The organism is Desulfosoma sp., from assembly GCF_052743555.1.
The window spans coordinates 1-23,085 of the sequence record NZ_JBRAHS010000019.1; the positions used below are offsets into that span (position 1 = coordinate 1).

General features: G+C 57.8%; 21 protein-coding genes and 3 pseudogenes. 13 read left to right on the plus strand and 11 right to left on the minus strand.

Annotated elements, in window-relative coordinates:
- Nucleotides 1-305 precede the first annotated feature (305 nt).
- The 3 genes from fabD to ACUVSA_RS12040 form a co-directional block, all read right to left on the minus strand.
- Nucleotides 306-1,229, minus strand: a complete 924-nt coding sequence (gene fabD / locus ACUVSA_RS12030) for an ACP S-malonyltransferase (RefSeq protein WP_445895001.1) — start codon at nucleotides 1,227-1,229, stop codon at nucleotides 306-308.
- A 211-nt stretch (nucleotides 1,230-1,440) separates the two neighbouring features.
- Entirely contained in the window at nucleotides 1,441-1,884 is a 444-nt protein-coding gene (locus ACUVSA_RS12035) for a hypothetical protein (protein ID WP_445895002.1), read from the minus strand.
- Nucleotides 1,881-2,432: a hypothetical protein gene (locus ACUVSA_RS12040; RefSeq protein ID WP_445895003.1), complete on the minus strand. Its 552-nt coding sequence runs from the start codon at nucleotides 2,430-2,432 to the stop codon at nucleotides 1,881-1,883. The genes ACUVSA_RS12035 and ACUVSA_RS12040 overlap by 4 nt, the downstream gene beginning before the upstream one ends.
- 407 nt (nucleotides 2,433-2,839) lie before the next feature.
- Here ACUVSA_RS12040 and ACUVSA_RS12045 point away from each other — a divergent pair, with 407 nt between their 5' ends.
- The 4 genes and pseudogenes from ACUVSA_RS12045 to ACUVSA_RS12060 all read left to right on the plus strand — a co-directional run.
- Nucleotides 2,840-2,983 (plus strand): hypothetical protein, encoded by a 144-nt coding sequence (locus tag ACUVSA_RS12045; RefSeq protein WP_445892848.1) that lies wholly within the window; start codon nucleotides 2,840-2,842, stop codon nucleotides 2,981-2,983.
- Nucleotides 2,984-3,328 carry a hypothetical protein gene (locus tag ACUVSA_RS12050; RefSeq protein ID WP_445895004.1) on the plus strand — a complete coding sequence of 115 codons (345 nt, stop codon included), beginning with the start codon at nucleotides 2,984-2,986 and terminating at the stop codon, nucleotides 3,326-3,328. It begins immediately after the preceding gene.
- Between the two features lie 253 nt (nucleotides 3,329-3,581).
- On the plus strand, nucleotides 3,582-3,917 hold the full coding sequence (locus ACUVSA_RS12055; RefSeq protein WP_445895005.1) for a hypothetical protein: 336 nt from the start codon (nucleotides 3,582-3,584) through the stop codon (nucleotides 3,915-3,917).
- Nucleotides 3,918-3,944: 27 nt separating this feature from the next.
- Nucleotides 3,945-4,139, plus strand: a pseudogene (locus ACUVSA_RS12060) (hypothetical protein); the annotation flags it as partial.
- Between the two features lie 58 nt (nucleotides 4,140-4,197).
- Here the strand turns inward: ACUVSA_RS12060 and ACUVSA_RS12065 are convergent.
- The 3 genes and pseudogenes from ACUVSA_RS12065 to ACUVSA_RS12075 form a co-directional block, all read right to left on the minus strand.
- Entirely contained in the window at nucleotides 4,198-4,689 is a 492-nt protein-coding gene (locus tag ACUVSA_RS12065) for a hypothetical protein (protein WP_445895045.1), read from the minus strand.
- Between the two features lie 42 nt (nucleotides 4,690-4,731).
- Nucleotides 4,732-5,136, minus strand: a pseudogene (locus tag ACUVSA_RS12070) (MmgE/PrpD family protein); the annotation flags it as partial.
- A 15-nt stretch (nucleotides 5,137-5,151) separates the two neighbouring features.
- A complete protein-coding gene (locus ACUVSA_RS12075) occupies nucleotides 5,152-5,526 on the minus strand; it encodes an ATP-binding cassette domain-containing protein (protein ID WP_445895006.1) in 375 nt (124 codons plus the stop codon).
- A gap of 223 nt (nucleotides 5,527-5,749) precedes the next feature.
- Here ACUVSA_RS12075 and ACUVSA_RS12080 point away from each other — a divergent pair, with 223 nt between their 5' ends.
- From ACUVSA_RS12080 to ACUVSA_RS12120, 9 genes are all read left to right on the plus strand, one after another.
- Nucleotides 5,750-7,819 carry an acetate--CoA ligase family protein gene (locus tag ACUVSA_RS12080; RefSeq protein WP_445895007.1) on the plus strand — a complete coding sequence of 690 codons (2,070 nt, stop codon included), beginning with the start codon at nucleotides 5,750-5,752 and terminating at the stop codon, nucleotides 7,817-7,819.
- Between the two features lie 50 nt (nucleotides 7,820-7,869).
- A complete protein-coding gene (locus tag ACUVSA_RS12085; RefSeq protein WP_445895008.1) occupies nucleotides 7,870-8,709 on the plus strand; it encodes a sugar phosphate isomerase/epimerase family protein in 840 nt (279 codons plus the stop codon).
- A gap of 34 nt (nucleotides 8,710-8,743) precedes the next feature.
- The gene (locus tag ACUVSA_RS12090; RefSeq protein WP_445895009.1) at nucleotides 8,744-9,742 is read left to right on the plus strand and encodes a TRAP transporter substrate-binding protein; all 999 of its coding nucleotides are present in this window, start codon (nucleotides 8,744-8,746) and stop codon (nucleotides 9,740-9,742) included.
- Nucleotides 9,743-9,756: 14 nt separating this feature from the next.
- Nucleotides 9,757-10,272: a TRAP transporter small permease gene (locus ACUVSA_RS12095; protein WP_445895010.1), complete on the plus strand. Its 516-nt coding sequence runs from the start codon at nucleotides 9,757-9,759 to the stop codon at nucleotides 10,270-10,272.
- A 171-nt stretch (nucleotides 10,273-10,443) separates the two neighbouring features.
- The gene (locus ACUVSA_RS12100) at nucleotides 10,444-11,724 is read left to right on the plus strand and encodes a TRAP transporter large permease (protein ID WP_445895011.1); all 1,281 of its coding nucleotides are present in this window, start codon (nucleotides 10,444-10,446) and stop codon (nucleotides 11,722-11,724) included.
- A gap of 131 nt (nucleotides 11,725-11,855) precedes the next feature.
- Nucleotides 11,856-12,602, plus strand: coding sequence for a hypothetical protein (locus ACUVSA_RS12105; protein WP_445895012.1), 747 nt, complete (start codon nucleotides 11,856-11,858; stop codon nucleotides 12,600-12,602).
- A 69-nt stretch (nucleotides 12,603-12,671) separates the two neighbouring features.
- On the plus strand, nucleotides 12,672-13,949 hold the full coding sequence (locus tag ACUVSA_RS12110) for an ATP-binding protein (protein WP_445895013.1): 1,278 nt from the start codon (nucleotides 12,672-12,674) through the stop codon (nucleotides 13,947-13,949).
- A gap of 63 nt (nucleotides 13,950-14,012) precedes the next feature.
- Complete coding sequence (locus ACUVSA_RS12115) at nucleotides 14,013-14,321, plus strand: response regulator (protein WP_445895046.1); 309 nt, start codon at nucleotides 14,013-14,015, stop codon at nucleotides 14,319-14,321.
- Nucleotides 14,322-14,561: 240 nt separating this feature from the next.
- Nucleotides 14,562-18,191, plus strand: a complete 3,630-nt coding sequence (locus ACUVSA_RS12120) for an NAD(P)-binding protein (RefSeq protein WP_445895014.1) — start codon at nucleotides 14,562-14,564, stop codon at nucleotides 18,189-18,191.
- Between the two features lie 286 nt (nucleotides 18,192-18,477).
- Here ACUVSA_RS12120 and ACUVSA_RS12125 read toward each other — a convergent pair whose 3' ends face one another.
- The 5 genes and pseudogenes from ACUVSA_RS12125 to ACUVSA_RS12145 all read right to left on the minus strand — a co-directional run bounded on the left by ACUVSA_RS12125 (nucleotide 18,478) and on the right by ACUVSA_RS12145 (nucleotide 23,080).
- Nucleotides 18,478-19,254, minus strand: a complete 777-nt coding sequence (locus ACUVSA_RS12125) for a TolC family protein (protein WP_445895015.1) — start codon at nucleotides 19,252-19,254, stop codon at nucleotides 18,478-18,480.
- Between the two features lie 10 nt (nucleotides 19,255-19,264).
- Nucleotides 19,265-19,540 (minus strand): annotated as a pseudogene (locus ACUVSA_RS12130) (TolC family protein); the annotation flags it as partial.
- 69 nt (nucleotides 19,541-19,609) lie between these two features.
- Nucleotides 19,610-19,912, minus strand: coding sequence for a hypothetical protein (locus ACUVSA_RS12135; RefSeq protein ID WP_445895016.1), 303 nt, complete (start codon nucleotides 19,910-19,912; stop codon nucleotides 19,610-19,612).
- A gap of 13 nt (nucleotides 19,913-19,925) precedes the next feature.
- Entirely contained in the window at nucleotides 19,926-22,298 is a 2,373-nt protein-coding gene (locus ACUVSA_RS12140; RefSeq protein WP_445895047.1) for an efflux RND transporter permease subunit, read from the minus strand.
- Complete coding sequence (locus ACUVSA_RS12145) at nucleotides 22,289-23,080, minus strand: efflux RND transporter permease subunit (protein ID WP_445895017.1); 792 nt, start codon at nucleotides 23,078-23,080, stop codon at nucleotides 22,289-22,291. Before ACUVSA_RS12145 ends, ACUVSA_RS12140 begins: the two co-directional genes overlap by 10 nt.
- Nucleotides 23,081-23,085: the final 5 nt, after the last annotated feature.

The following is a 23,085-nucleotide window of genomic DNA, read 5'->3' on the forward strand; positions in this document are numbered from 1 at the left end:
ATGCACTTCTAACAATATCAATACCTTAAGCAAAAAGGTGACGAACTTGGGCTAAAAACGCTATCGAAGTCTTGGGATGCGTGTGGGATTTAGATTTTCTTCAGAAGATCACCAGAAATGTGAAAAAGTGAGAGGAGAGCCTATGGGAAAGAATTCATGATAATTCAACTTATCCCGTGCAAAAACATAGGCGTATGCATCAAAGCAGGTTAACAGATCAAAGCAAAGAATCTCAAAGCACCAGAGCAACGCACGGCGCCGTGCGCTGCCGCTCAGATAAAAAAACTTGTTGAAACCACATGGTTTCAGGTTTCGTTGGCGAGCAAAAACGTCGCCAGTGTCGCCGAATCTTCCACGTTATGAATGACCACCTTGCGGTCGATACGTCGCACCAACCCTCTCAGTGTCTTCTTGGGCCCTACCTCCACAAAGTGATCATAGCCGTTGGCCAAAAACCACTCGATGGATTGCTTCCACAAAACCGCGCCACAAAGCTGTCTGACAAGCTTTTCCGGAGCCTCATCGGCGTTCTGCAACGGCTTGGCATCGATATTGTTCACCACAGGAATCTTCGGGTGCGAAAAGGAAATGCCCCGCACGTGGGGTTCAAATTTTTCCCGGGCCGACTCCATGCATCGACTGTGCCATGGACCACTGACGTTAAGTTTGACGCATTTCTTGGCGCCTTTGGCGACGCTGGCTTCCAGAGCCTTGTTCACGGCCTCCACGGGGCCCGTAATAACGAGCTGGTCCGGGCAGTTGATGTTGGCGATCTCCACATCGCACAGTCGGCAGATGTCCTGGAGCTTCTCTTCCGGCATATCCATGACGGCCGCCATAGCCCCTGGCGTTTCCAAAGACGCTTCGTGCATGAATTGCCCGCGCCACCGAACGAGGTTCAGGGTGTCCTGAAGGGTTAAGACCCCCGCGGCGTATAGGGCACTGTATTCGCCCAAGCTGTGACCGGCGGCCGCCGCAGGAAAAATTTCGTGGTGGGCCAGCACGGTGAGGCACGCCAGGTTGGTTACGGTGATGGCCGGCTGCACATTGTGCGTCTGCGTGAGCACTTCTTCTGGGCCTTCAAAGCACAGCCTCTTGACGTCCATGCCGAGAATGGCCTCGGCCTGGTCAAACAGCTCCCGCACTTTCGAATAGTTTTCGTAGAAATCCTTTCCCATGCCCACATATTGCGAACCCTGACCCGGAAACAAGAAGACCCACTTTCTCATGGCACCGGCTCTTTCGTGTACGTGTAGAGGTAGTTCTCTCTTTCGTGCGCCGCTTTTATCGAGAAGCCCCCCCTGTTGTCAAGCACCGCAAAGAACCACATGATTCCCCGTTCCTGCTCCTGGCCCACACTTTCCCATAAAGGCACACCTGCCCCTTTCAGTGATGTGGTGATCTTTCGGGCTTGACCCCGACCGACGGCACACTTTAGCGCTAACGGCCCACGTGCAAAATACAATTGAAGCTTCCCTGTATACCGCCAAATGCCGGCGGACCCGAAACGGCGGCCCCGTCAATGACGGGAAAAACGAGCGTGTAGGTATTGTGCTGGGTGATTGGGAACGTCACAACAAAAGTCATTGCGCCAACGAGATAGGTTACGGGAAAAGGGTGGAATTGTTCGTCGAAAACGATTTCCGACATTGCCTGACAGTTGGCGTCCAGATACATTCGGCCGCTCAAACTTTCGTCCGCCGTGCCCGATCCACTAAAGCTTCCTCCAGGGTTGTAGGGCCACGCTCCTTGAGTGCTCACCTGTAATGTTCCGCTGCCGGAAACGGTATTGTCGTCCAAAAGAGCGAACGGAACGACGCCTTCGATGCGGAATTCCTGTTCATATCCGTACATATTGAACACAGCCGTATGGTTCAGCGTCATGGAAAAAGATCGAGGCCCGGCATAGCTTCCGCAACCCCCGAAGGATCCCGAACCCCAAAAGAGGTGTGCCAAAGATAATAGGCCGAAAGAATTCCCGCAGGCGTCGCCAGGAGATAGCAATGATATTGCCCCGGAGGTAGAGCCGAAACCGGAATATTTCCAAACAAAAATTCATCCACGGCGTGCGCATGACCCGATTTCCAGGCCACAAGTTCGGTGCTAAAGATGGTAAGGTGTCCATCGGGCGTGACCAGATAAAGGTGCCCTGGATCTATGGCGGGAGCCACAATGCCCACGTAAAGATCCACGGGGGCACTGAAAGCGGCAAGGCTTACGCGCAAACGAATCGTGTCGCCTCCCGCGGCCACAGGACCCACGCCGATGGGCCGAGCCGAAGCGGGATCCGCAGCCACCACGAGATCCGCCACAGGAGGATAATCAAATGATTGCTCCGCCGCGGGCACAGGCATGACCTGAGCCTGAGCATTCCAACACAACCCAAGCAGTAAAACACCCATAACGGCCATGACTTTGATGGTTCGGGACATGGTTCCCCTCCTTGGTGAAAGACACACCTGCGGAACGCATCGATGTCTGTTTTTATAATCGAACCGGCTCGATACTTCCACCACTTTTCGCTGCTTTTCTACGCCAATGTCGGCATTAACGAAGCATTGCGCTCCTGGAAGTCCATATCACGAACGTCATCCATCCGCACACAAAGTGCAGGCGATACCTGACAAAGCACACGGCCGGGAAAAGTTCCTGTCGCGGCCGGTGTCCATTCTGTAAGGTGGCCGTGCCGTCTTCTAGGGCGCCCGGACACCGAAGAGCAGGAGGCCCCAAGAGCTTTTCCGGCAAAGCCCATTTCAGCTCAATGCGGCCCTTCGCTCGTAGAAGCGGCCGGGCGGTGAACGGGCGAAACCAAGTTCTCGGGCGGCCTTCCAGGTGGCCGATGGACACAGAGTGGGCAGGAAAAACGGTTATGGTCCATGCCATCGGCATTCGTAGAGAAGACAAGAACGAATGGGAGCGAAGGGTTCCTTTGGCGCCCCAGCACGTGGCGAAGATTGTGGGGGATCACGGCATTTCGGTCTAAGTGCAACCTTTCACCATTGGTGTTTTTTCAGATAATCTCTATCGGGCTGCGGGAGCCGTGGTGCAAGAGGACCTGTCCCAATGCCGCATTGTGCTGGGTGTCAAGGAAATGCCCTCCGAGTTTTTCCAAAAAGGCGTCCTGTACTTGTTTTTCTCCCACACCATTAAAGGGCAGCCCCACAACATGGCCAGGCTTCGAGCCCTCATGGACGCTCAAGCGCACCTTTTGGACTACGAACGGATTGTTGACCCAAATGGGCGGCGCCTTGTCTTATTCGGCCTTTTCGCAGAGCTTGCCGGCATGGTGGAATCGCTGCACGCTTTTGGACGGCGGTTGGCTTCGTAAGGTTATACCCTTCAAGACAACTCCTTTTTCGATGTCAAGCAGCCGTACACCTACGGCACGGTGACAGAGGCTTTGCAGGCGATCCAAGCCACAGCCGGTCGCCATATTGCCCAAAAAGGCCTCCCCCCTCATCTGGTCCCCCCTTGTCATCGGAGTTCTCGGCTATGGCAACGTGGCACGAGGCGCCCTTGAAGTTCTGGAGAAATGCTTTCCTGTATAGTATCTTCGACCCGAAGATCTGCTTGTTCACAGAATGCGGTCGGAGACGGCGCGGGTTGTCCACGTCGTCGTTTTTGAGGAAAAGGATACCGGACGACACCGGGACGGTGCTCCTTTCGACCTTCAGGATTACTGGAATCATCCGGAGAAATACGAAGCCGCCTTTGCCCGCTGGCTTCCGCACGTTACGGTGCTCATCAATGCCATCTATTGGAATCCGCACCACCCGGTGCTGGTCACGGCGGAAGAGCTTCGAAAGCTTTACCGATCACCGGAACCCAAACTTAAGGTGATCGGGGACATCACTTGTGATTTGGAAGGTTCCATCGCCGTGACTCGTAAGGCCACCAATCCCTCACACCCTTGCTAAGTTTACGACACGCGGACCGATGCCCTCTTGGACGACATCACCCTGGGGCACGGTCCCGTCATCATGGCCGTGGACAACCTTCCGTGCGAGTTTCCTCGCAAATCCTCTGAAGCCTTCGCTGAGGCCCTGATGCCCTATCTTCCGCACCTATGCCGCATCGACCTGGAAGAACCGGACGCCGTGAATCGGCTTTCCCGACCCTTGCAGCCGGCGCTCACTGTCCGATGCGGGTCTCTCATGCCGGACTATGCCTATTTTCATCAGAGGTGCAAAAGGTTGCTTAAGCAAGGGCGCCAGCGCGCGAAAGCCGTGTCGTCAGGGGGTGAACCGATGGCAAAAGCTCCAGAGTGCGCACAAGGTCCTCTTTCTCAGAGGATCCCATCGCGGTGCTCACGCACACGCGGGCCGCTGCACGCTCGGGAAACAAGGCCTCCATGGCTTCACCCCGATGCAGCGCGACCCGAGAAGCCCACGCATGCAGCTCGGAATCCTTCAGTAGAGCCGCCTTCATGGGCAACAGTGCGTCTTTGCCTCGCATCGCCGCGACAGCCAAACAAAAGGGGACGCTGTACTGTGCGGATTCCATCGTAGGTGGGGCTGTGTCATTATTGAGCTTCAGGGCACGAGAAAAAGTGTGGATATCGACTCGTGCAATACTTTGGCCGCTCAGTTGGTGATCGTCCATGAGCGCCAGCAGGGCATCCAGGGCACTGTGAATCCATCGGCAACACGCGTAAGGCTTGAAGTAGGTTCGTTCAATGGCAAAAGTCACGCCCAGATCCTGGTGAATTCGTGAAGCCTTGAAATAGGCTGGATGGTCCAAAATGTCCGTTGGACCCGAAAACCCTTCGGCGGCCAAGCTGACAGCGAGCAAGCCCGTGAGGACCGCCCAAGGAATGCCTTCCTTAACGTGGTTACCCATAAAGGCACTGTAGCCGGCGGCGGAAAGCCCCGGAGAAAGGACGCCGGATATGGCCAAGGCCTCGGCCGTTTGTGAGGAGGTCAGACCCAACAGCCGCCAGACTGCCGCAGCCACGCCGTAAGCAGCCCAGCGTCCTATGGACAAAGTGTCCAATACGGCAAACTCACGGGCCGCCGCCACACGCACCCCGATCTCGTAGCCCAGGACAACGGCGGTAAGAAAGTCTTCCGCTGAGGTGCCTGTTTCTTCGGCCACGGCTAAGGCTGCGGGAATCAACGCCGATTCCGGATGCCCTGCCGCTGCACGATGGCGTCATCCACATCGAGGGCGGAGGCGGCTCCCGAGTTGCAGACCGCCGCCCTCCCCCTGCAGCTTTTCCGGTACAAACCAAATGGACGCCGTCCCGTCCCGGAAACAACGGCGCAGCTCTTGGCAACTCAGGGTCAAAAGATTCCGGCCCTGAAAAAAAACCTGCCCTTGTCGAAAAAAAGCCGGCGGTATGGGCAAAAGCCGTAGAATGGACAGGGATAAAACCGTTTTGCCACATCCGGATTCGCCCTCAATCCCCAGCACTTGGCCCGGCTGCACGTCGAGGGAAACTTCGTCCACGGCGGTGGCCGTTCCGGCCGTGGTGCGAAAGCAGGTGGTTAAGCGGCGTATGGATAACAAAGGCCTCGTGTGCCCCATGGTCGCTTCAACCCGTAGCGGTGGTTTTTCGGCATCAAGGTTCAGGAGTTCTTTTACATCGCAAAATTTTTTCTTGCAGCGCGTGATTAATCCGGGATTTTCCGATTAGAATTCATTATGGCATGGTGGGGGTGATGGTGGCTGTGTGCCGGCGGGAAGTGCTTCATGTAGGGGGACTCGTTGAGGGGACGGCAGAGGGCGCTGAATGGAGGAGGGAGAAGCTATGGAGCGGTTTTTTGAGGCAAAAAGTGTGGCTGTCATCGGGGTTTCCAGTTCGCCGACGAATCTTGGACGCGCCATCGTTTTCAACCTCATGGAGTTCCAGTACCAGGGACTCATTTATCTTGTAGGGCTCAAGGGAGGGGTTTTCGCCGGTCACAAGATTTACCGCTCTGTGGCGGAGCTTCCTGAGTCGGTGGACTTGGCCGCCGTGCTTGTGCCGGCTCGAGCGGTTCCTGAGGTGGTGCGCCAGTGCGGGGAAAAAGGTATTCCAAGAATCATTGTGGAATCGGCAGGGTTTCGGGAACTGGGGGAGGACCGTCTGGAGCTTGAAAGGGAAATCCGTGAAGCGCTGTCGCGCTATGGCATGCGCATGATTGGACCCAACTGCATCGGAATCATCAATCGATACAACGGGCTGGCGGTGCCGTTCATGCCCATGAAGGCTGAGGCGCATCCAGGGCACGTGGCCATTGTCTCCCAGAGTGGCGGTGTGGGAGCCACCATCATCAACCATTGCGCCGCGGAAGGGATCGGTTTTTCCAAGTTCGCCAGCATCGGCAACAAGCTGGATGTCCATGAAAACGACCTTATCGCCTACTTCGCCGATGACTCGAAAACCCGCATGATCTTTGTGTACCTGGAAGGTATCGCCAAGGGCAGAGAACTCATGGAAGTGGCGGCACGATCCAGCAAGCCCATTGTGCTGCACAAGTCCAATCACGGGGGCGCCGGAGCCGTCATCGCGCGATCCCATTCCGCCTCCCTTTCCACGGACGATGCCGTAACAGAGGCCGCCTTTCGCCAATGCGGCATTCTTCGAGTCGTGGATCAAAACGAGGCTCTGACGGCTATCAAGGGTTTGCTGCTGCCCAAAATGCGCGGCCGCCGGCTCGCCGTCATTTCTCGTTCCGGCGGCCATGCGGTCATGGCGGCCGATGCCGCCGACGAATTTGGATTCCAACTGCCCCCGTTCCCCAAGGAACTGGTGCAAATGGCCGAAGCGCACGCCCGTGCGGGTGTCATTCAGTTCCACAATCCCATGGATTTGGGGGACGTATTTGACCTGGAACTTTACGAAAAACTGGCTCAGGAGACCCTAAGCCGTGCCGACATCGACGGGCTGCTTTTTATTCACAACTACCAGGGCATTTTTGATGCGGAAGGTTCCCGAAAGCTTGTGACGCGTCTAGGGCATTTGATGCTCACTTCGGGAAAACCCATTGCCGTGTGCCTCTTCACCATGCAAAGGGAACTGGAATACAACCGTCGAAGCGTTGATTATCCCATCTTTACGGATCCACGAGACGCTGTGCGCGCTTTGGCCTGGAATCGTGATTTTTCCTCTCGGCCCCAACACGTCTTTGGCACACAGAGGCCTGGTGGCATGGACACAGAAGGGGCTCGGCGGCTTTTGGCATCCGCTCCCCAAGGTCCCCTGGCTCCAGACCTTTTAGCTTCCGCTCTGGCCTGTTACGGGATTCCCCTCGTCCCCTGGGCTGTGGCGGAAAGCGCTGAGGAAGCGGTTGCGGCGGCGGCGCGTTTGGGGTTTCCCGTGGTCATGAAGACAGCGGCACCAAACGTCGTGCACAAGACCGACGTGGAAGGCGTGCGGTTGCATGTGGCCGACGATGCCGAAGTGCGCGATGCTTATGCGAGCCTTTTGCCCTTGGGCCGTCGGGTTCTGGTGCAAAGAATGGCCGACCCCGGTATGGAGTGGATTGTGGGAGGCCGTCAGGACGACAACTTCGGCCCGGTGATACTCGTGGGACTTGGCGGCATTTACGTGGAAGTGCTCAAGGAATCGGCGCTGGGCATCGGCCCGTTGAATACGGCCCAGGCCCGCGCTCTCGTGCACCACTGCCGGGGATCGGTTGTGCTTCGAGGGGTGCGTGGGCAAAAGGCGCTGGATGAGACGGCCTTGATGGATATGGTGGAACGCGTGTCCTGGTTCCTATATGATTTTCCTCAAGTGCGCGAACTGGACATGAACCCCGTGCGGGTCTATGAAGCGGGGTGTGCAGCTTTGGATTGGCGTGCGACCCTGTCCGCAAAGGGATCGCGCACAGGGTGAGGTCCGGAAAGCCAGGAACACCAAGCAAGCATCTTCAGGCGAGGACAACCATGAAATTTGCCTACAGTACGTCGTGCTTTCGTGTGAAAAGCTTAAAGGAATCCGTGGAGGCCGTGGCTAAGGAAGGATTTCGCCGCCTGGAACTCCTGGCTGATCGGCCTCATCTGTTTCCTGAGGATTTTGGAGCGGCTCGATTGTCGGAGCTCTTGCAATGCCTGACGGAAAGAAATGTCAAGCCTGTGAACCTGAACGCCTGCCGAGTCAGTGCTTTGGGGGATGGAACCCATCCCAGCTGGCTGGAAGAGGATTGGAAAGAGCGGGAACTGCGCATCCGTTACACCCTGGATTGTTTGCGCCTCGCGGCGGCTTTGGGCATCGGGACAGTCTCCACCAACGGCGGCGGACCCATTCCCGAGTCCATGAATCAGCGGGAAGCCTGGCGCCTCTTTGTCGCCAACATGCATCGTGTCACGCCGGTGGCCAAGAAGCTCGGTGTGCGCCTGTGCATTCAACCCGACCCGGATCAACTCATTCGCACGGCAGATCAAGTGGTGGAGCTCATCCATGAAGTGGGCGAACCGACGACTCTGGGTGTTGATTACGATCCCGTGCACGCTCTTGTGGTGGGAGAAGACCCATGTGAGACACTGCAACGGATCAAGGACGCCGTGGCGATCGTGCGCCTCTCCGACATCCAGGATCCCGAGGCCCATCGGCATGTGCAACTGGGCGAAGGTCGGTTTCCTCTCGTTTCTTTCTTGCATTGTCTCGAAGAATGCGGGTACCAGGGAATTGTGATCATTTCGGTGCACGGCGGAGATCTGCCGCCGCAAGAAGTGGTGGCGGCAAGCCGAGATTATCTGCGACGCAATGGCTATCTGCCGGATTAGAAACTTGTAGGGTTTCCCACAAAGGAGGTGCACCATGACGAGAAGACAGGTGAGGGTGGTGGCTTTCATGGTCGCGGCGTTTTTGGGAATGGCCGCCGCCCATGTTTGGGCCAGTGGTGTGATCAAGCTGGGTGTGGTCACGAAACCCGGGTCGGCACAGAATGTGTGCGCAGAAAAATTCAAGGAAATAGTGGAGGCGCGATCCGATTATGAAGTCAAGATCTTTCACAGCGCCTCCCTGGGTACGGAAACCGAAATTCTGCAACAGGTCCAAATGAATTCCGTCCAAATGGGCATTATCACCTCGGGGCCGTTTGATGTCTTTGTGCCGGAAGCCCGCGTGATCGACTATCCTTTCCTTTTCGCCAACAGTCGTGAAGCCGATGCCGTTCTGGACGGACCCGCCGGCCAAGCGCTCCTCAAAGCTCTGGAAAGGGCCCGCTTCAAAGGACTGGCTTTTTCCGAAAACGGCTTTCGCCATCTCACCAACAACGTACGACCCGTTCATGGCGTCGACGACGTCAAGGGACTGAAGATTCGCGTCATGGAATCCATCCTGCACAAGGAACTGTGGCGGGAGCTGGGGGCCAATCCGACCCCCATGGGCTGGCCCATCTATACGGAATTGCAACAGGGAACCATTGACGCTCAGGAAAACCCTCTGTGGGTCATCTGGAATTACAAGCTTTATGAAGTGCAAAAATACATGACCCTCACAGGACACGTCTATTCGGCGCACATCGATGTGGCCAACCTTGAATGGTTCAACGCTCTTCCTGCCCAAGACCGGGACATGATCGCCCAGGCCATGAAGGAGGCGGCGATCTTTCAAAGGCAATGGAACCGAGACAACGAAGCCGACTTTCTGGCCAAGGTCAAAGCCGCAGGGATGATGGTGGACGAAGCGCCGGATCTCGCTTCCTTTCGAGCCAAAGCGGCGGGCCTGAAAGACCTAGACATTTACAAGGACCCAAAGGTTCAGGAGATGCTGCAGCTTTTCCTGAACGCCGTGGCCAAGATTCGCGGCCTATAGGAGCCCAAAGGCCAATGGGGTGGGTGCACACTTTCAGTGAAAAACTCAACCGCGGGGTAGAAATCGCCATCGGGGTCCTGGCCATGCTCATGGCCCTGGTCACGGGCCTGCAGGTTTTCTTTCGATATGTGTTGAACCATTCTTTGTTTTGGTCTGAAGAGTTAGGGCGAATCCTTTTGGTGTGGATCACCTTTTTAGGGGCCACGGTCGCCTACCGAAGAAAGGCCCACGTGGGCATCGATGTGGTGGTGCGTCGCATGGCTCCTGAAAGACATCGAACATTGGAACGCTTTCTGCTGGCTGTTTCCTGCCTCTTTTTCCTGGTTCTCATTCTCTTCGGGGTGCAATTCATTCGGTTTGTTGCCCATCAAAAGACCGCCGCTTTGGGCCTTCCCATGGGGCTTCCTTACGGGGTGATCCCCCTGAGCGGGCTGGTCTTTTGCGTCCATGCGGCAAGCCTTGGCTTGGATAGCCCGGCACGGTCGGCTCGTCCCTCAAGCTATGGCTTAGAAGACACAGAGGTGCCTTGACCGCGGATCCAAAGCGCGCCTCTGAAAAAGCGTGCCGTTGAGCTCCACATCAACAGCGCACGACACCTGCGTCCACTGAACAAGGCCTCTGCCACAGTCCTGGAACCCGGGGGTTGGAGGATCGTCGGTTTCTGAGCTTTCCGCCAAAAGAAACAAACGCGGAGCCAAGCCATGCTGCCTTTGGTCCTTTTTATGACCCTTATGCTCCTCTTTTTACTCAATATGCCCATCGCTCTGGCCATCGGCATGGCATCCCTACTGGCGCTCTGGCTTCACGGAGATCTGCCGCTGATGATGGTCATTCAGAGACTGTACGCCGGCGTGGATTCCTTTCCACTCATGGCGGTCCCGCTCTTTATGTGTGCGGGAGCGCTCATGGAAGCGGGAGGAATCTCCAGGCGGGTGGTGCAACTGGCCGAATCCATCGTGGGATGGCTTCCCGGCGGCCTCGCCGCCGTAGCTGTCGTTTCCGCCATGTTCTTTGCAGGTATTTCGGGTTCGGCGGCGGCAGATACGGCCGCCGTGGGTGCCATTCTCATTCCATCCATGATTCGCCGCGGCTACGATAGAGGGTTTGCCGCGGCGGTCCAGGCGGCGGGAGGCTCCATCGGTGTGGTGATTCCGCCGAGCATTCCCATGATTATTTTCGGGTTTCTCACCGGAGCCTCTGTCGGAAAGCTGTTTGCCGCCGGCATTCTGCCGGGCCTTCTCATGGGAGTCAGCCTCATCGGCGTGGCCACGGCCCTTTCCTGGAAAAACCGCTACAGCACCGTGGTGGCATTTTCCTGGCGCCGGTTGGCTCAATGCGCTTGGGAAGCCAAATGGGCCATGGGGGCCCCTGTGGTGATTCTCGGCGGTATTCTGAGCGGCGTTTTTACGGCGACGGAATCGGCGGCGGCTGCAACCTTTTATGCGCTTTTTGTCGGGTTGTGGGTGCATCGGGAATTGCGCTGGAGGAATCTTCCCGAGCTTTTCGTGCGATCGGCCGTCACGGCCAGCCTTGTGCTTTTCATCATTGCCACCGCCTCCATCTTCAGTTGGTTTATGGCCATCGAAGACATTCCGGCTCGAGTGGCTCGAGGCCTTCTTGCGGTCACGACCCACCCCATGGCCCTTTTGATGCTTATTAATGGCGTGCTTCTCGCCGCAGGCACCTTCGTGGAAACCACCGCCGCCCTCATTTTGCTCGCACCCGTCCTGCTCCCTTTAGTGCCTACGCTGGGGGTGGAAATCACCCAATTGGGAGCCATCGTGGTGGTCAATCTGGCCATCGGCATGCTGACACCGCCCCTGGGCATTTGTCTTGTGGTGTCCTGCACCCTTGCCCAATGCCGCCTGGAAAGGGTGATCGCCCGCATCGGGCCTTTTCTTGCGGTTCTTCTGGTGGATCTGGTCCTCATCTCCCTGTGGTCGCCCCTGACTCTGTGGATCCCTTCGCTGCTGCACCGTTAGCCGGTATGGCTCACAGGCCAAAAGGTGTGTGACAGAGAGCTTGGTTTGTGATACGTTGAACATACTGATCCGTCCTGCAGTGCACGATAGGCTGAAGCGCGACGTGAACCTTCTCTGCGGAACGGGTGTCTATGGAGTTTCTCGAAAGGCTGAAGTTCAAGACGACCATCAGCGTGGTTTCGCTCACCATAATCTTTTCTGTGGCTCTCGCTGCCTGGATGGGTATTCGCATGTCCAACCTTCCGGCCATGGAAGAACAGGTGGAAGATCAGCTCCAGGCTCTCGGTGAAAACCTCCAGCAATGGTTGGAGACCGCCCCGCGCCGTGCCGATCCAAAGGCCTTAGGGGCCCGGCTGCACGAGCGGCTCATCTTTTATCCAGGATTTCGCACCCTGCGTTTGGAAGACGCGGAAGGCACGGTCCTGTTTTTTTCGGGACAGCCCTTGGAGGACCATTCCCTGCGCTGGGAAGTTCGACGTCTGGGAAAAGGCTTGGAACTGACCCGGTCCACAGGGCATGGCGATCCCTTCTATGAGCTGGTGCCGAGATCGGCGTCCCCTGATGCCAAAATTCTTTTCGTGGTGCGGACGGCCATACAATACCCGCTCATCAAGCCGCTGCGTGAGCGGTTGCTGCAGACCCTGCTCCTTATAACGGCTTTGATCCTTACCGTTGGCTACTTCATCAGCCGTTGGTTCACCGCGCGCATCACCCACCCCGTCCAGCGGTTGCTGGAAATGACCCATTTGATCGCTCAAGGGCGCATGCAGGACGTGTTGAAAAGCGTCGAGGTCAGCCCTTTATGCCGAGCTGCTTCGGCGGCCGGCACTTGGGGTCGCGAAGTGCTCACGCCGGGGACGTGCCCGTACCTGACATAATCCAGCAGCGATCATTTTTTCCCATGGCGCAAGGGCGCTGAAGAAGGTTCGTCCCAGCAGCCCCATCCCATGTGCGCGCAGTGCCGCCTTCCCAATGAGGTGGGAGAGAACGAACTCCTTCAGTTGCTCCACAGCTTTCACTTTATGGCCAGCGAGATTCGTTCGTATCAGGAGCGGCTTAAGAAACGGTATGAATTTGAAGAGCGCCTTTTGGCGGCCTGTCCCGACGGCATTGTGGCCAATGACGCGACTGGTCGTGTCATTTTGTTCAACTCCGGGGGCGAACGTCTGCTGGGCTATAAAGTCTCGGAAGCCCTTTTCCGATTGAACGTCCGTGACTTCTATGCTAAGGGAGAAACTGCAGTCACCAAAAAGGCGCTTCTGAGCGACGATTATGGCGGCCCAGGCGTTCTCGCGGATTACAACACGACCGTGCGCACCAAAGACGGGCGGATGTTGCCCATTCGGCTTTCGGCCACCCTTCTTCCTGAGCAAGGAGACGCCTACTCCATCGTGGGCTTTTTTCACGATCTCAGTGAACTCAAAGCTCACATGGACGCCCTGATGCAGACGAACGAAGACTTGAACGCTGCAAATCGCCAACTGGAACGCCTCAACCGATACTATTTGGAAATGCTCAGTTTCGTCACCCACGAATTGAAATCGCCCATTGCCAACGGCTACATGAGCGCCAATGCCCTTAGGCAGGAAATCTTCGGGCCTCTGAGCGAAGACAAGAAAAAGATGTTGGAGGCGATTTGCGCCAATCTGAATCAGTCCATGGAAATGATTCGGCACTATTTGGATCTTTCCCGCATCGAAAAAGATGAATTGCCCGTGCGGCCCAGAAAGACGCCCCTGGTTCAAGAAATCATGACTCCGGTGCTCTCGGCCTTGGAACCCAGTATGCAGGAAAAGGGGCTGCGCGTGGAAGTCAATGTCCCTCAGGGGCTGGCCTGGATTTTGGATCCGGAACTCTTTCGTGGCGTAATGACGAATCTCTTGAGCAACGCCGTCAAATACGGCGAACTGCAGGGACGCGCCCTCGTCGACGCGGCTGTCACGACCACAGGGTGGCTGCGCCTCAAAGTCTGGAATTCGGGACCGGGTCTTTCCGAAGAGGAGCTGGGGCGGCTGTTTCGCAAGTTCCAAAGATTGCCGTCTGCACGCCGCTCGGCCACACGAGGGACCGGTCTTGGACTGTTTATCACCAAAACCGTGGTGGAACGGTATGGAGGAAGGATCTGGGCGGAGAGCGGGCCGGGCAAAGGCGTCACCTTTATCGTGGAGGTGCCGCCGGGGCTGGAGGACCACGCAAAGTCGCTGTCGGAAGGGGAGGGTGAATGAATGAGCGGAAAACGTATAGTGATCATCGATGACGATCCGAGTTTTCTATAGATCACGTGGGCCATTCTCCGCCGGTTCGGTTATAAGGTTCTGACGGCGAGCAACACCCAGGACGGCCTTCGGCTCATCGAAGAAGAACAGCCGGATCTGCTGGTTTTGGACATTATGATGGCCACCGTGGATGAAGGGCTGCGCTTTGCTGTGAAACTGCGGCAAGATGAGGCGCTGCGCAAGCTCCCTATTATCATCGTTTCGGCGCAGCCGGAGTCGGAAAAGGGCTACACGAGATCCGTCGACGAGGATCTGGATTGGATCGCCGCGACATTTTCATGGAAAAGCCGGTCGATCCCCAGGCCTACGCCACAATATTGAACTGCTGCTGAAAAGGGAACCCTAACCGCGTTTCCATGGCGAAATGTGCTCGGCACCGTGCCTCGTTCTCCATTACGCTCCCGCTGAACTTTTCTATGCTCCGGCTTCCATGTTCGATGGCTGCTTTTGCATCCCTGTGCGTGGCGTTCAAAGCCGGTGCCGTCTCGGTATCGGGGGGCATGGCCCCGAAAACAAAAGAAGTGAAAGAACATTGATTCCACTGTGCTGCGGAGGGCTTCTATGGCGAAGACGGTGACGGTGACATTGGATGGAAAGACGGTGCAGGCTCAAGAAGGGAGCACGATTTTAGAGGTGGCCAAGCGGGAAGGGGTCTACATCCCCACGCTGTGCTACACCCACCTGCTGCGCCCTTTAGAAAACTGCCGGCTCTGCGTCGTGGCCGTGGAAGGAGAAAAACAGTTCAAAGCGGCTTGTAGCACCCCCGTGCGCGACGGCATGGTCATTCGCACCTCGGGCAATGACCTGGCTCAGACAAGAAAACTTCTTCTCGAATTGCTCTTGGACACCCACTACGGCGACTGCGTCGCCCCGTGTTCGGTGACCTGTCCGGCCAATGTGGATATCCAAGGCTATCTGGCGCTTCTTCGCCACGGGGAATACCTGGAAGCCGTGCGGCTCATCAAAGAAAAGCTTCCCATGCCGGCCACCATCGGCCGTGTGTGCCCCCATCCGTGCGAAGGCGCCTGCCGACGCCATCTGGTCGATGAACCGGTCAACATTAATCACTGCAAGCGGTTCTTGGCGGATTTTGAAATGAAATCCGGAGTGCGCATTCTGCCTCAGGTACCCCCGGATACGGGACATCATGTGGCCGTCATCGGAGGTGGTCCGGCGGGATTGAGTGCCGCCTACTATCTGAGAGCCATGGGGCATGGCGTCACCATTTTTGAGGCGCGAGAGAAACTGGGGGGTATGCTGCGTTACGGCATCCCCGAATATCGGTTGCCCAAGAAAATCCTGGACTGGGAAATCGAGGGCATTTTGAGCCTGGGGGTCAAGGTGCGCACCGGGGTCGTCTGGGGCCGAGACTTCACGCTCGACGATGTGAAAAAGGAGGGCTTCGGGGCCATTTTTCTCGCCATCGGCGCCTGGGCCAGTCGTAAACTGGGCATCGTCGGCGAGGAACTCCAGGGCGTGGAAAGCGGCGTGGATTTTCTGGAAAACATCGGGGCCGGCAGGCCGATCAAGGTGGGTCGACGCGTGGTGGTCATCGGTGGAGGCAACGTGGCCATCGATGCCGCGCGCTCCGCCCTGCGGCTGGGAGCTGAAAAGGTGACCATTCTCTATCGCCGATCCCGAAAGGAAATGCCTGCGAGCCATGAGGAAATCGAAGCGGCGGAAGCGGAAGGCGTGGAAATCCATCTTCTGGCCGCCCCCACGCGGGTGATCGGCGACAACGGCCATGTGCGGCAACTGGAATTCATTCGCATGGAACTGGGAGAACCCGACGCCAGCGGGCGGCGACGTCCCGTGCCCGTGGAAGGATCGGAAACCCTTCTGGAGGCGGACCAGGTCATCAGTGCCATCGGTCAGTACCCGGTGTTGCTCACCCCCGACCAAGACCCCGGCATGGATCAGATTCCCATCACCCGCTGGGGCACCATCGGAGGGGATCCTCGGAGCATGCACACCGGGGCAGAAATGGTTTTCGTCGGGGGCGATTTGTTCCGAGGGCCCATGACCGTTGTGGCCGCCCTGGCCGACGGCCGAAAAGCCGCCTATTCCATCAATCGGTTTTTCCAGGCAGGGCGCGTGGAACCCGAACCCCTGCACTTCAACATCAGCAAAGGAACCCTGGATCAGATCGACAAGGAACCTTTTGGAGTCTACAAAGTCATTCCGCGGGAACGCATGCCGGAAGTGGAAGTGTCTCGAAGGCTCAAAACCTTCATGGAAGTGGAACTGGGTTTTGATGAAGCCCAGGCCCACAGGGAAGCCGAAAGGTGCCTGGCGTGCGGTTGCAGCGCCGCCTTTGATTGCCGCCTGCGGGAACTCATGAACGAGTTTGAGGTGGATTGGCGGGAACAACCCAGCAAAAAGATCCACTTTCAGCGCGTGGCGGCCATTGACACCCATCCCACCATAGCCCTTGATCCCAACAAGTGCATTCGCTGCGAACGCTGCTATGTGGCCTGCCAGAGTGTTCAATGCAGCGACGCCATTGACTTCAAAGACTGGCCGAAGTTCAACGCTCGATGTGTCTCCTGCGGTCTGTGCGTGGACCTGTGTCCCACAGGGGCTCTCATGGAAAGGCGCCAGGGCCGTCCCGTGGAACGCCTCGACTGGACATCCGTTCCCACCCACTGCATTCACTGCGGATATGGCTGCCATGTGGACCTCAAGGTCAAGGGGCAACGGCTTGTGTGGATCGCCGACGGGCGGGACACGCCCCCCAATCGGGCTTCCACATGCCGAAAGGGCCGATTTAAGGCCTATGATGACCATTGGCGCGGCCAAAGGGTGGCTCGTCCCATGGTGCGGGAAAACGGCGAACTCAAGGAAGTCTCGTGGGGCCGAGCGGTGGAAGCCGCGGTGCACGGGCTTCGAGCGGTGGCCCAGAAGCACGGCCCTGCATCGGTCGGTGCCCTGGGATCCCCCCAATCCACTTGCGAAGGACTCTACCTGCTCCAAAAATGGATGCGCACACGGTTCGCCACCCCCTTTGTGGATACCTTAGGCCGCAAGAGCGCTCAAGCGGCCCTGCAGCTCACGCTGATTCCCGGTTCCGAGCCGCCGTTGGTGCCGGCCATGGCTGAGCTGGCGCGTGCGCAGGCCTTTCTCATTGTTGGAGACCGATTGGAAGAGACCAATCCGGTGACGGAAACGTCTGTGCGCCGCGCGGTCCGCGGCGGGCGGGTGCCGCTGTGGAGTATCGGCCGCCTGCCCGAGTCCCTTCGAGGCATGAGCGCTGTCGCCTGCAGTGCCGATGTTAAAAAATGGCCTCATCTGCTGGCGGGTCTTGCGGTGCAGTATGCTGAAAAAACCGGCGAAAAGGCCATGGAACGCCTGAAGGAGATTCTCGGTCGAGAGGCTCTTGAGTCCCTTCAATCCATCACTGTGGAGGTCTCGGACAAAAACGCCTTGGAAAGCATCGTTCATGGCATCAGTGCCGTGAACGGTGTGGCTGTGGTTCTGGATCTGGCTCCTCTGGAACAGCTCAGTGAGCCGGAAATCCATTTGGCCATCAAGGCCGCCAAGGCCCTGGTGTCAACGATGCACGAGCGGACCGGACAAGATAGGGCGGGTGTGTTTCTTGCCGCCCCCTACGCCAATGCCATTGGGGCGTGTCTTGTGGGGATGAGCCCAACGTTGCTTCCCGGAGGTATATCTTTTGACGATAATTCGGCCGTGGCTCGGGTTCGTGAACTCTGGGACGATGCTCCGATTCCTTCAACTTCCGCAGGCGGCGTGCTGGAGGTTGTGCGGGCAGGCCGTCTTCGAGCCTTGTACCTTCAGCACAGCGCACTTCTTGAAGAAATCCCGCCGCAAGACTGGGAATCCATCCGGCGTCTGGAATTCCTCGTGATTCAAGAAAATATTCTCGGTCCCGCAGCCCAATGGGCGCACGTTGTACTGCCAGCGGCCGCCTTTGGGGAACAAGACGGCATCGTGGTCAACCAAGAAGGACGCCTGCTCACCCTCCAAAAGGCTTTGGGGCAACACGGAGAAAGCGTGCCGGACTGGGAGGGCATCAGCCGCCTTATGGCCGCCGACGGTGCGCCTTTCCCCAAAAACCTGGATGCCGTCTACCAGGAATGGGCCAAACTCTTTTTTGACGGGGCTGTGGCCCACTGGGACGGGGCGGCTCGAGAAAAGAAACGCTTAACGGACCTTTTGGCCAAAGCTTAGAGGCGTCTTTAAAAAGTCGGTGGGCTCCATGGGAAGGGGCGGCGCACGGCGCGATCGGTCGGGCGCTGTGCCGCTCCGACAGCCTCGTCGATGGAATAGGGCCGAACAACACGCTGGCGGCTCGCCGCGCCCGGTTGCATGTTCGAGAACACCTTCCGTAGGAGCGGCACAAGGCGCGATGGCTTATCGGCCTTGCGGCGCTTCAACAGTTTCGGCTAAAAGAGCGCGGCCAAATCTTTGCCGACTATCCTCCCTGACAGCGGGCCGGCGTGCTTCCAGGCAACGCTCATGGATTCTCCACAGGGCTCGGTTGCCAGCCCCCTCCCAGAGCCTTGTAGAGCCGAACGAGGTGGGCCGTGACTGCGCCGCGACTCTGGGCACGTTCATCCTGAAAATTCTGAAGGGTGCGCTGCGCATCCAGAACGTCGGTAAAATCCACAAGGCCCGCCTGGTAACGGTCTCTGGCCCGAAATGCGGCTCTTTGAGCGGCAGCGACCGCTTTTTCCATCTGTTCCAGGCGCCGTTGCTCCTTGGCAAAAGCCACCAGAGCATTTTTCACCTCTTCCAGAGCTTGCAACAGGGCCGACTCGTAACGCACAAAGGCCTGCTCGTGCTGTGCGGTGCGAATCTCGATGGTCCAGCGAATCTTTCCGGCATCAAAGAGTCGCCATTGCAGGGCTGGGCCGATCGTCCAAAAACGGCTGGCCCATTCCCACAAATCCGCCGCCCTCAGGGACTCTAGGCCGATGGTTCCCACAAGTCGAAAGGTGGGGTAGAAGTCTGCTGTGGCCTGACCGATGCGGGCTGTCGCCGCCGCCAGGTTCCGTTCGGCTTGTCGAATATCCGGGCGGTTGTGAAGCGCTTCGGCGAGAATGCCCACGGCCACGCGCGGCGGCACGGTGGGAATGGGACGGGGTTCGCCCAGGAGGGATTCCAAAGCGCCCGGTTCGTTGCCTGGAGCACGGCCAGCCGGTTCTTGGCCGCCTCCAAGCCCGCTTCCAAGGGGCAACGGCGGCCCGGGTGTGTTCCAGATTGTAAAGCGACTGCTGGACGGCCAGTTCATCAATGAGGCCCGCCTGGTATCGCGAAAGATTCAAAGCGTAGGTCTCTTCCTGCACAGCGATGTTTTGATGCGTCAAATTCAGGCGTTCCTGATAGGTGCGCAGTTCCACATAGGCCAGAGCCGCTTCGGCCATGAGGCTGGCCTGCACGGCATCACGGGCCGCCTCGGCCGCTTGCCAGTCGGCACGGGCCGCTTCCACGGCCCGCCGAGTCCCTCCAAAGAGGTCCAGTTCCCATCCGGCGTCAAAACCAGCTTGGTAAAATTCCGTGTCCACCGCACGGCCCATGGTGCCGTGGGCACTGCTGCGCTGCCGAAAAGCCTGCCCGGCTGCATTCAAAGTAGGAAAAAGCCCGGATCATTGCGCGCCGAGAACCACCCGAGCTTCTCGCACTCGAGCCACGGCCACCTTGAGATCTTTGTTGGCCTCAAGGACCCGGCTTTCCACATCGGTCAGAACGGGGGCGTCCAGAGTGTTCCACCAGCGTGCCAATGTCGCCGCATCTGGGGTCCCGGCATCCCAAGGCCCGGCATCCTGAGCCTGCCAGCGCCCGGAGACATGGATTTCCGGCGCGGTGTATGGAGGGCCCACGGGAGCGCAGGAGGCCACTTGAGCGACAACGGAACGAAGAGCCACACAACTGTTTTTCCCAATGTGCATCCACGAGACCCCATCAGGCCCTCTCCCTCCTTCCGCCGTGTCCCTGCGCGCCACGAAGTTTTTCGCGCCACGCCTGACCTCTTTCCCGCGCCATCTGAAAAACATAGAAAAGGTAGGGAATGAGAAAAATACCCATGACCGTGCCCACAAGCATGCCCGAAAACACCGTGGTGCCGATGGCCCGGCGGCTGCCCGCTCCTGCTCCGGTGGCGATCACCATGGGCGCCATCCCGAGAATAAAGGTGAATGCGGTCATGAGCACCGGACGAAACCGGATGCCGGCACCGGCCAGCGCGGCTTCGGAAACAGACAAGCCGTGCTCTCGACTCTCTCGAGCGAATTCCACGATGAGAATGGCGTTCTTGACCGACAAGCCCACCAAGAGCACCAAACCGATCTGGGCATAGATGCTTAGAGGCATGCGCAACACGGCCAGTCCGAACATCGCGCCAAGGGACGCTACCGGAACATAAAAGATAATGGCCAGCGGAATGTTCCAGCTTTCGTATTGGCCGACCAGGAACAGATAACCAAAGAGGACCGCGAGAAAGAAGAGCCAGACCACCTGGCCCGCAGCTTGTTTTTCCTGAAAAGACACCGACGACCATTCAAAACCGTATCTCGGCGGCAACACCTTCGATGCCAACCGCTCCATGGCGTCCATGGCCTGGCCAGAGGCGTAGCCCGGGACGGCTTGCCCACTGAAATCCGCGCTGGGAAACTGATTGTAACGTTTAATCAGCTGAGGTCCCAGGGTGATGGAAAGGGTGGCCAAGCTGCTCAAAGACACAAGGGTACCCGCATCACTGCGCACGTAGAGTCTAAGAATGTCCGATAGATCGTCCCGATATGCCGCTTTGGCCTGAACCTTCACCTGGTACGTGCGATCCTGCAGATTGAAGTCATTGACGTAGGCCGAGCCCAAGTGGGCTTGCATTGTTGAAAAAACGCGGCCTATGGGAACCTTCACGGATTCGGCGCGGGTGCGATCCACATCAAGAAAGATCTGAGGTGTATTGGCCGTGTAGGTGGTAAAGACACGGGATAACACAGGATCCTGATTGGCCGCCATCATGAGGGATAGGGCCACGCCATAGAGCTCCTGAGGGCTTTGGCCTTCTTTCGCCAAAAGCCTGAAATCAAAACCGCCGGTGGTACCCAGTCCGATAATGGCTGGCGGCGCAAACGCAAAGGAGTTGGCCTCCGCAATGGCGGCCAGTCGCCCCTGAACCTGTTTCACGATGGCATCCACGTGCAGGCGGGCGCCGGGCCTTTCATTCCACGGCCTCATTATGGCAATACCGAATCCGACGTTGGCCGCGCGGCCGCTCAATAGGCTGAATCCGCTCACCCCAATGACATCCTTCACTCCGGCAACGGAACGAATCTCGGCCGTGATGTGCTTCATGACATTATAGGTTCGTCCCAAGGACGTTCCTTCCGGAAGCTGAGTGTTGACAAAGAAATAGCCCTGATCCTCCTCCGGAAGAAAACTGGTGGGGCTTCGCTGAAAGAGGAACACGTTGCTCAAAAGGACACCCACCACAAGAAGTGCTCCGAGAAACCCCTTGCGAATCAGCAGCCCGGATCCCGCCACATAACCGCGACGTGCAGTGGCCAACAGGCCATTGAACCAGGCAAAAGGCCCTCGCTGGGGCGGTCGATGCGGCCGAAGCAGGGTGGCGCACATGGCAGGGCTCAGGGGCAGAGCGCACAGCGTGGAAATAAGCACCGACGTGCAAATCGTCACGGCAAACTGCTTGTAGAGCTGCCCCGTAATGCCCGGCATAAAGCCAACGGGAATGAAAATGGCCAAAAGCACCAAGGTAGTGCCGATGACCGGACCCGTCACCTGCTCCATGCTCTTGAGCGCTGCGTCCTCTGGCGAAAGATTTGCCTCGGCCATGAGGCGAAACACGTTTTCTACCACCACGAAGGCGTCGTCCACCACAAGACCGATGGCCATGATCAGGGCAAAGAGAGAAATGGTGTTGGCGTTGTAGCCCAAGGCCAAAAGGACGGCGAAGGTTCCGATCAAGGATACGGGAATGGTCGCCGTCGGGACCAGGGTCGCGCGCCAGTCCTGAAGAAAGACGTAATTGACCAAGAGCACCAAAAGAAAGGTGAGCCCCAAAGTCCATTGGATTTCGTGAACGGCGGAAGACACATACCGGGTGGTGTCCAGAATGATCTCGTAGGCCATGTCTTCGGGCATGGACCGCCACAAGCGTTCCAATTCGGCTCGGACATTCTGCATGGTTTCCAAAGCATTGGCCCCGGTGGCCCGGTAAACAGCCAATGTGGTGGCAGGATTGCCATTAAGCACGGATTCGGTGGAATAGTCCTTGGCGGCCAGTTCAACCCGGGCAATGTCCTTTAGGCGCACCAAGCCGCCTTAATTGTTTCCACCGACGATGATGTTTCGAAACTCTTCGGCGTTGTCCAGCCGGCCCTTGGCTCGAATGGTGAACTGGATCTGCTGGTCCGCCCCACGGGGGGGCTACCGATGGCCCCGACAGCCGCTTGAATGTTTTGGCGCCGGACGGCGGCGATGACATCATCGGCGGTCAGCCCCATGGCCGTAAGCCGATCCGGATGCATCCAAATGCGAATGCTGTATTCCTTCTCCCCAAAGATAAAAACGTCGCTCACCCCAGGCAGGCGCACCAAAGCGTCTTTCACCACGTTGTTCACGTAATTGCTCAGGGAAAGCATACTCTGACTGCCCGTGGGCGAATAAAAACTCACGGCGGCCATAATGTCGGAAGAACGGCGCCGCACCGTAATGCCCTGAGCCACCACCTCCGTGGGGAGCTTGGCTGTGGCCAGTTGCACCCGGTTTTGCGGGTTCACCTGATCGATATCGGGGTTGGTGCCCACGGCAAAGGTCACCGTCAACTGATAGGTGCCGTCGTCGGAGCAGGTGGAAGACATGTAGAGCATGTCTTCCACCCCGTTGACTTCCTTTTCAATGGGAGCCGCCACTGTTTGCGAAATCACTTCAGCGCCCGCGCCGGGGTAGGTGGCGGTGACAAAGATTTCCGGGGGCGTAATCTGGGGATATTGCGCCACGGGAATATTCACCAGGGCAATCAGCCCTCCGATGGTGATGACGATGGAGACCACCGCTGCAAGGCGCGGTCGTTCAATGAAAATCCGTGAAAACATGACCG

What these genes read in the sequence shown, in the direction of transcription:
- ACUVSA_RS12125 (WP_445895015.1), bottom strand. Translation starts at nt 19,254, where the DNA reads ATGAACTGGCCGTCCAGCAGTCGCTTTACAATCTGGAACACACCCGGG.
- ACUVSA_RS12120 (WP_445895014.1), top strand. Translation starts at nt 14,562, where the DNA reads ATGGCGAAGACGGTGACGGTGACATTGGATGGAAAGACGGTGCAGGCT.
- ACUVSA_RS12105 (WP_445895012.1), top strand. Translation starts at nt 11,856, where the DNA reads ATGGAGTTTCTCGAAAGGCTGAAGTTCAAGACGACCATCAGCGTGGTT.
- ACUVSA_RS12095 (WP_445895010.1), top strand. Translation starts at nt 9,757, where the DNA reads ATGGGGTGGGTGCACACTTTCAGTGAAAAACTCAACCGCGGGGTAGAA.
- ACUVSA_RS12085 (WP_445895008.1), top strand. Translation starts at nt 7,870, where the DNA reads ATGAAATTTGCCTACAGTACGTCGTGCTTTCGTGTGAAAAGCTTAAAG.
- ACUVSA_RS12145 (WP_445895017.1), bottom strand. Translation starts at nt 23,080, where the DNA reads ATGTTTTCACGGATTTTCATTGAACGACCGCGCCTTGCAGCGGTGGTC.
- ACUVSA_RS12040 (WP_445895003.1), bottom strand. Translation starts at nt 2,432, where the DNA reads ATGTCCCGAACCATCAAAGTCATGGCCGTTATGGGTGTTTTACTGCTT.
- ACUVSA_RS12045 (WP_445892848.1), top strand. Translation starts at nt 2,840, where the DNA reads ATGGACACAGAGTGGGCAGGAAAAACGGTTATGGTCCATGCCATCGGC.
- ACUVSA_RS12055 (WP_445895005.1), top strand. Translation starts at nt 3,582, where the DNA reads ATGCGGTCGGAGACGGCGCGGGTTGTCCACGTCGTCGTTTTTGAGGAA.
- ACUVSA_RS12135 (WP_445895016.1), bottom strand. Translation starts at nt 19,912, where the DNA reads ATGCACATTGGGAAAAACAGTTGTGTGGCTCTTCGTTCCGTTGTCGCT.
- ACUVSA_RS12075 (WP_445895006.1), bottom strand. Translation starts at nt 5,526, where the DNA reads ATGGGGCACACGAGGCCTTTGTTATCCATACGCCGCTTAACCACCTGC.
- ACUVSA_RS12035 (WP_445895002.1), bottom strand. Translation starts at nt 1,884, where the DNA reads ATGACGCTGAACCATACGGCTGTGTTCAATATGTACGGATATGAACAG.
- fabD (WP_445895001.1), bottom strand. Translation starts at nt 1,229, where the DNA reads ATGAGAAAGTGGGTCTTCTTGTTTCCGGGTCAGGGTTCGCAATATGTG.
- ACUVSA_RS12110 (WP_445895013.1), top strand. Translation starts at nt 12,672, where the DNA reads ATGTGCGCGCAGTGCCGCCTTCCCAATGAGGTGGGAGAGAACGAACTC.
- ACUVSA_RS12080 (WP_445895007.1), top strand. Translation starts at nt 5,750, where the DNA reads ATGGAGCGGTTTTTTGAGGCAAAAAGTGTGGCTGTCATCGGGGTTTCC.
- ACUVSA_RS12090 (WP_445895009.1), top strand. Translation starts at nt 8,744, where the DNA reads ATGACGAGAAGACAGGTGAGGGTGGTGGCTTTCATGGTCGCGGCGTTT.
- ACUVSA_RS12100 (WP_445895011.1), top strand. Translation starts at nt 10,444, where the DNA reads ATGCTGCCTTTGGTCCTTTTTATGACCCTTATGCTCCTCTTTTTACTC.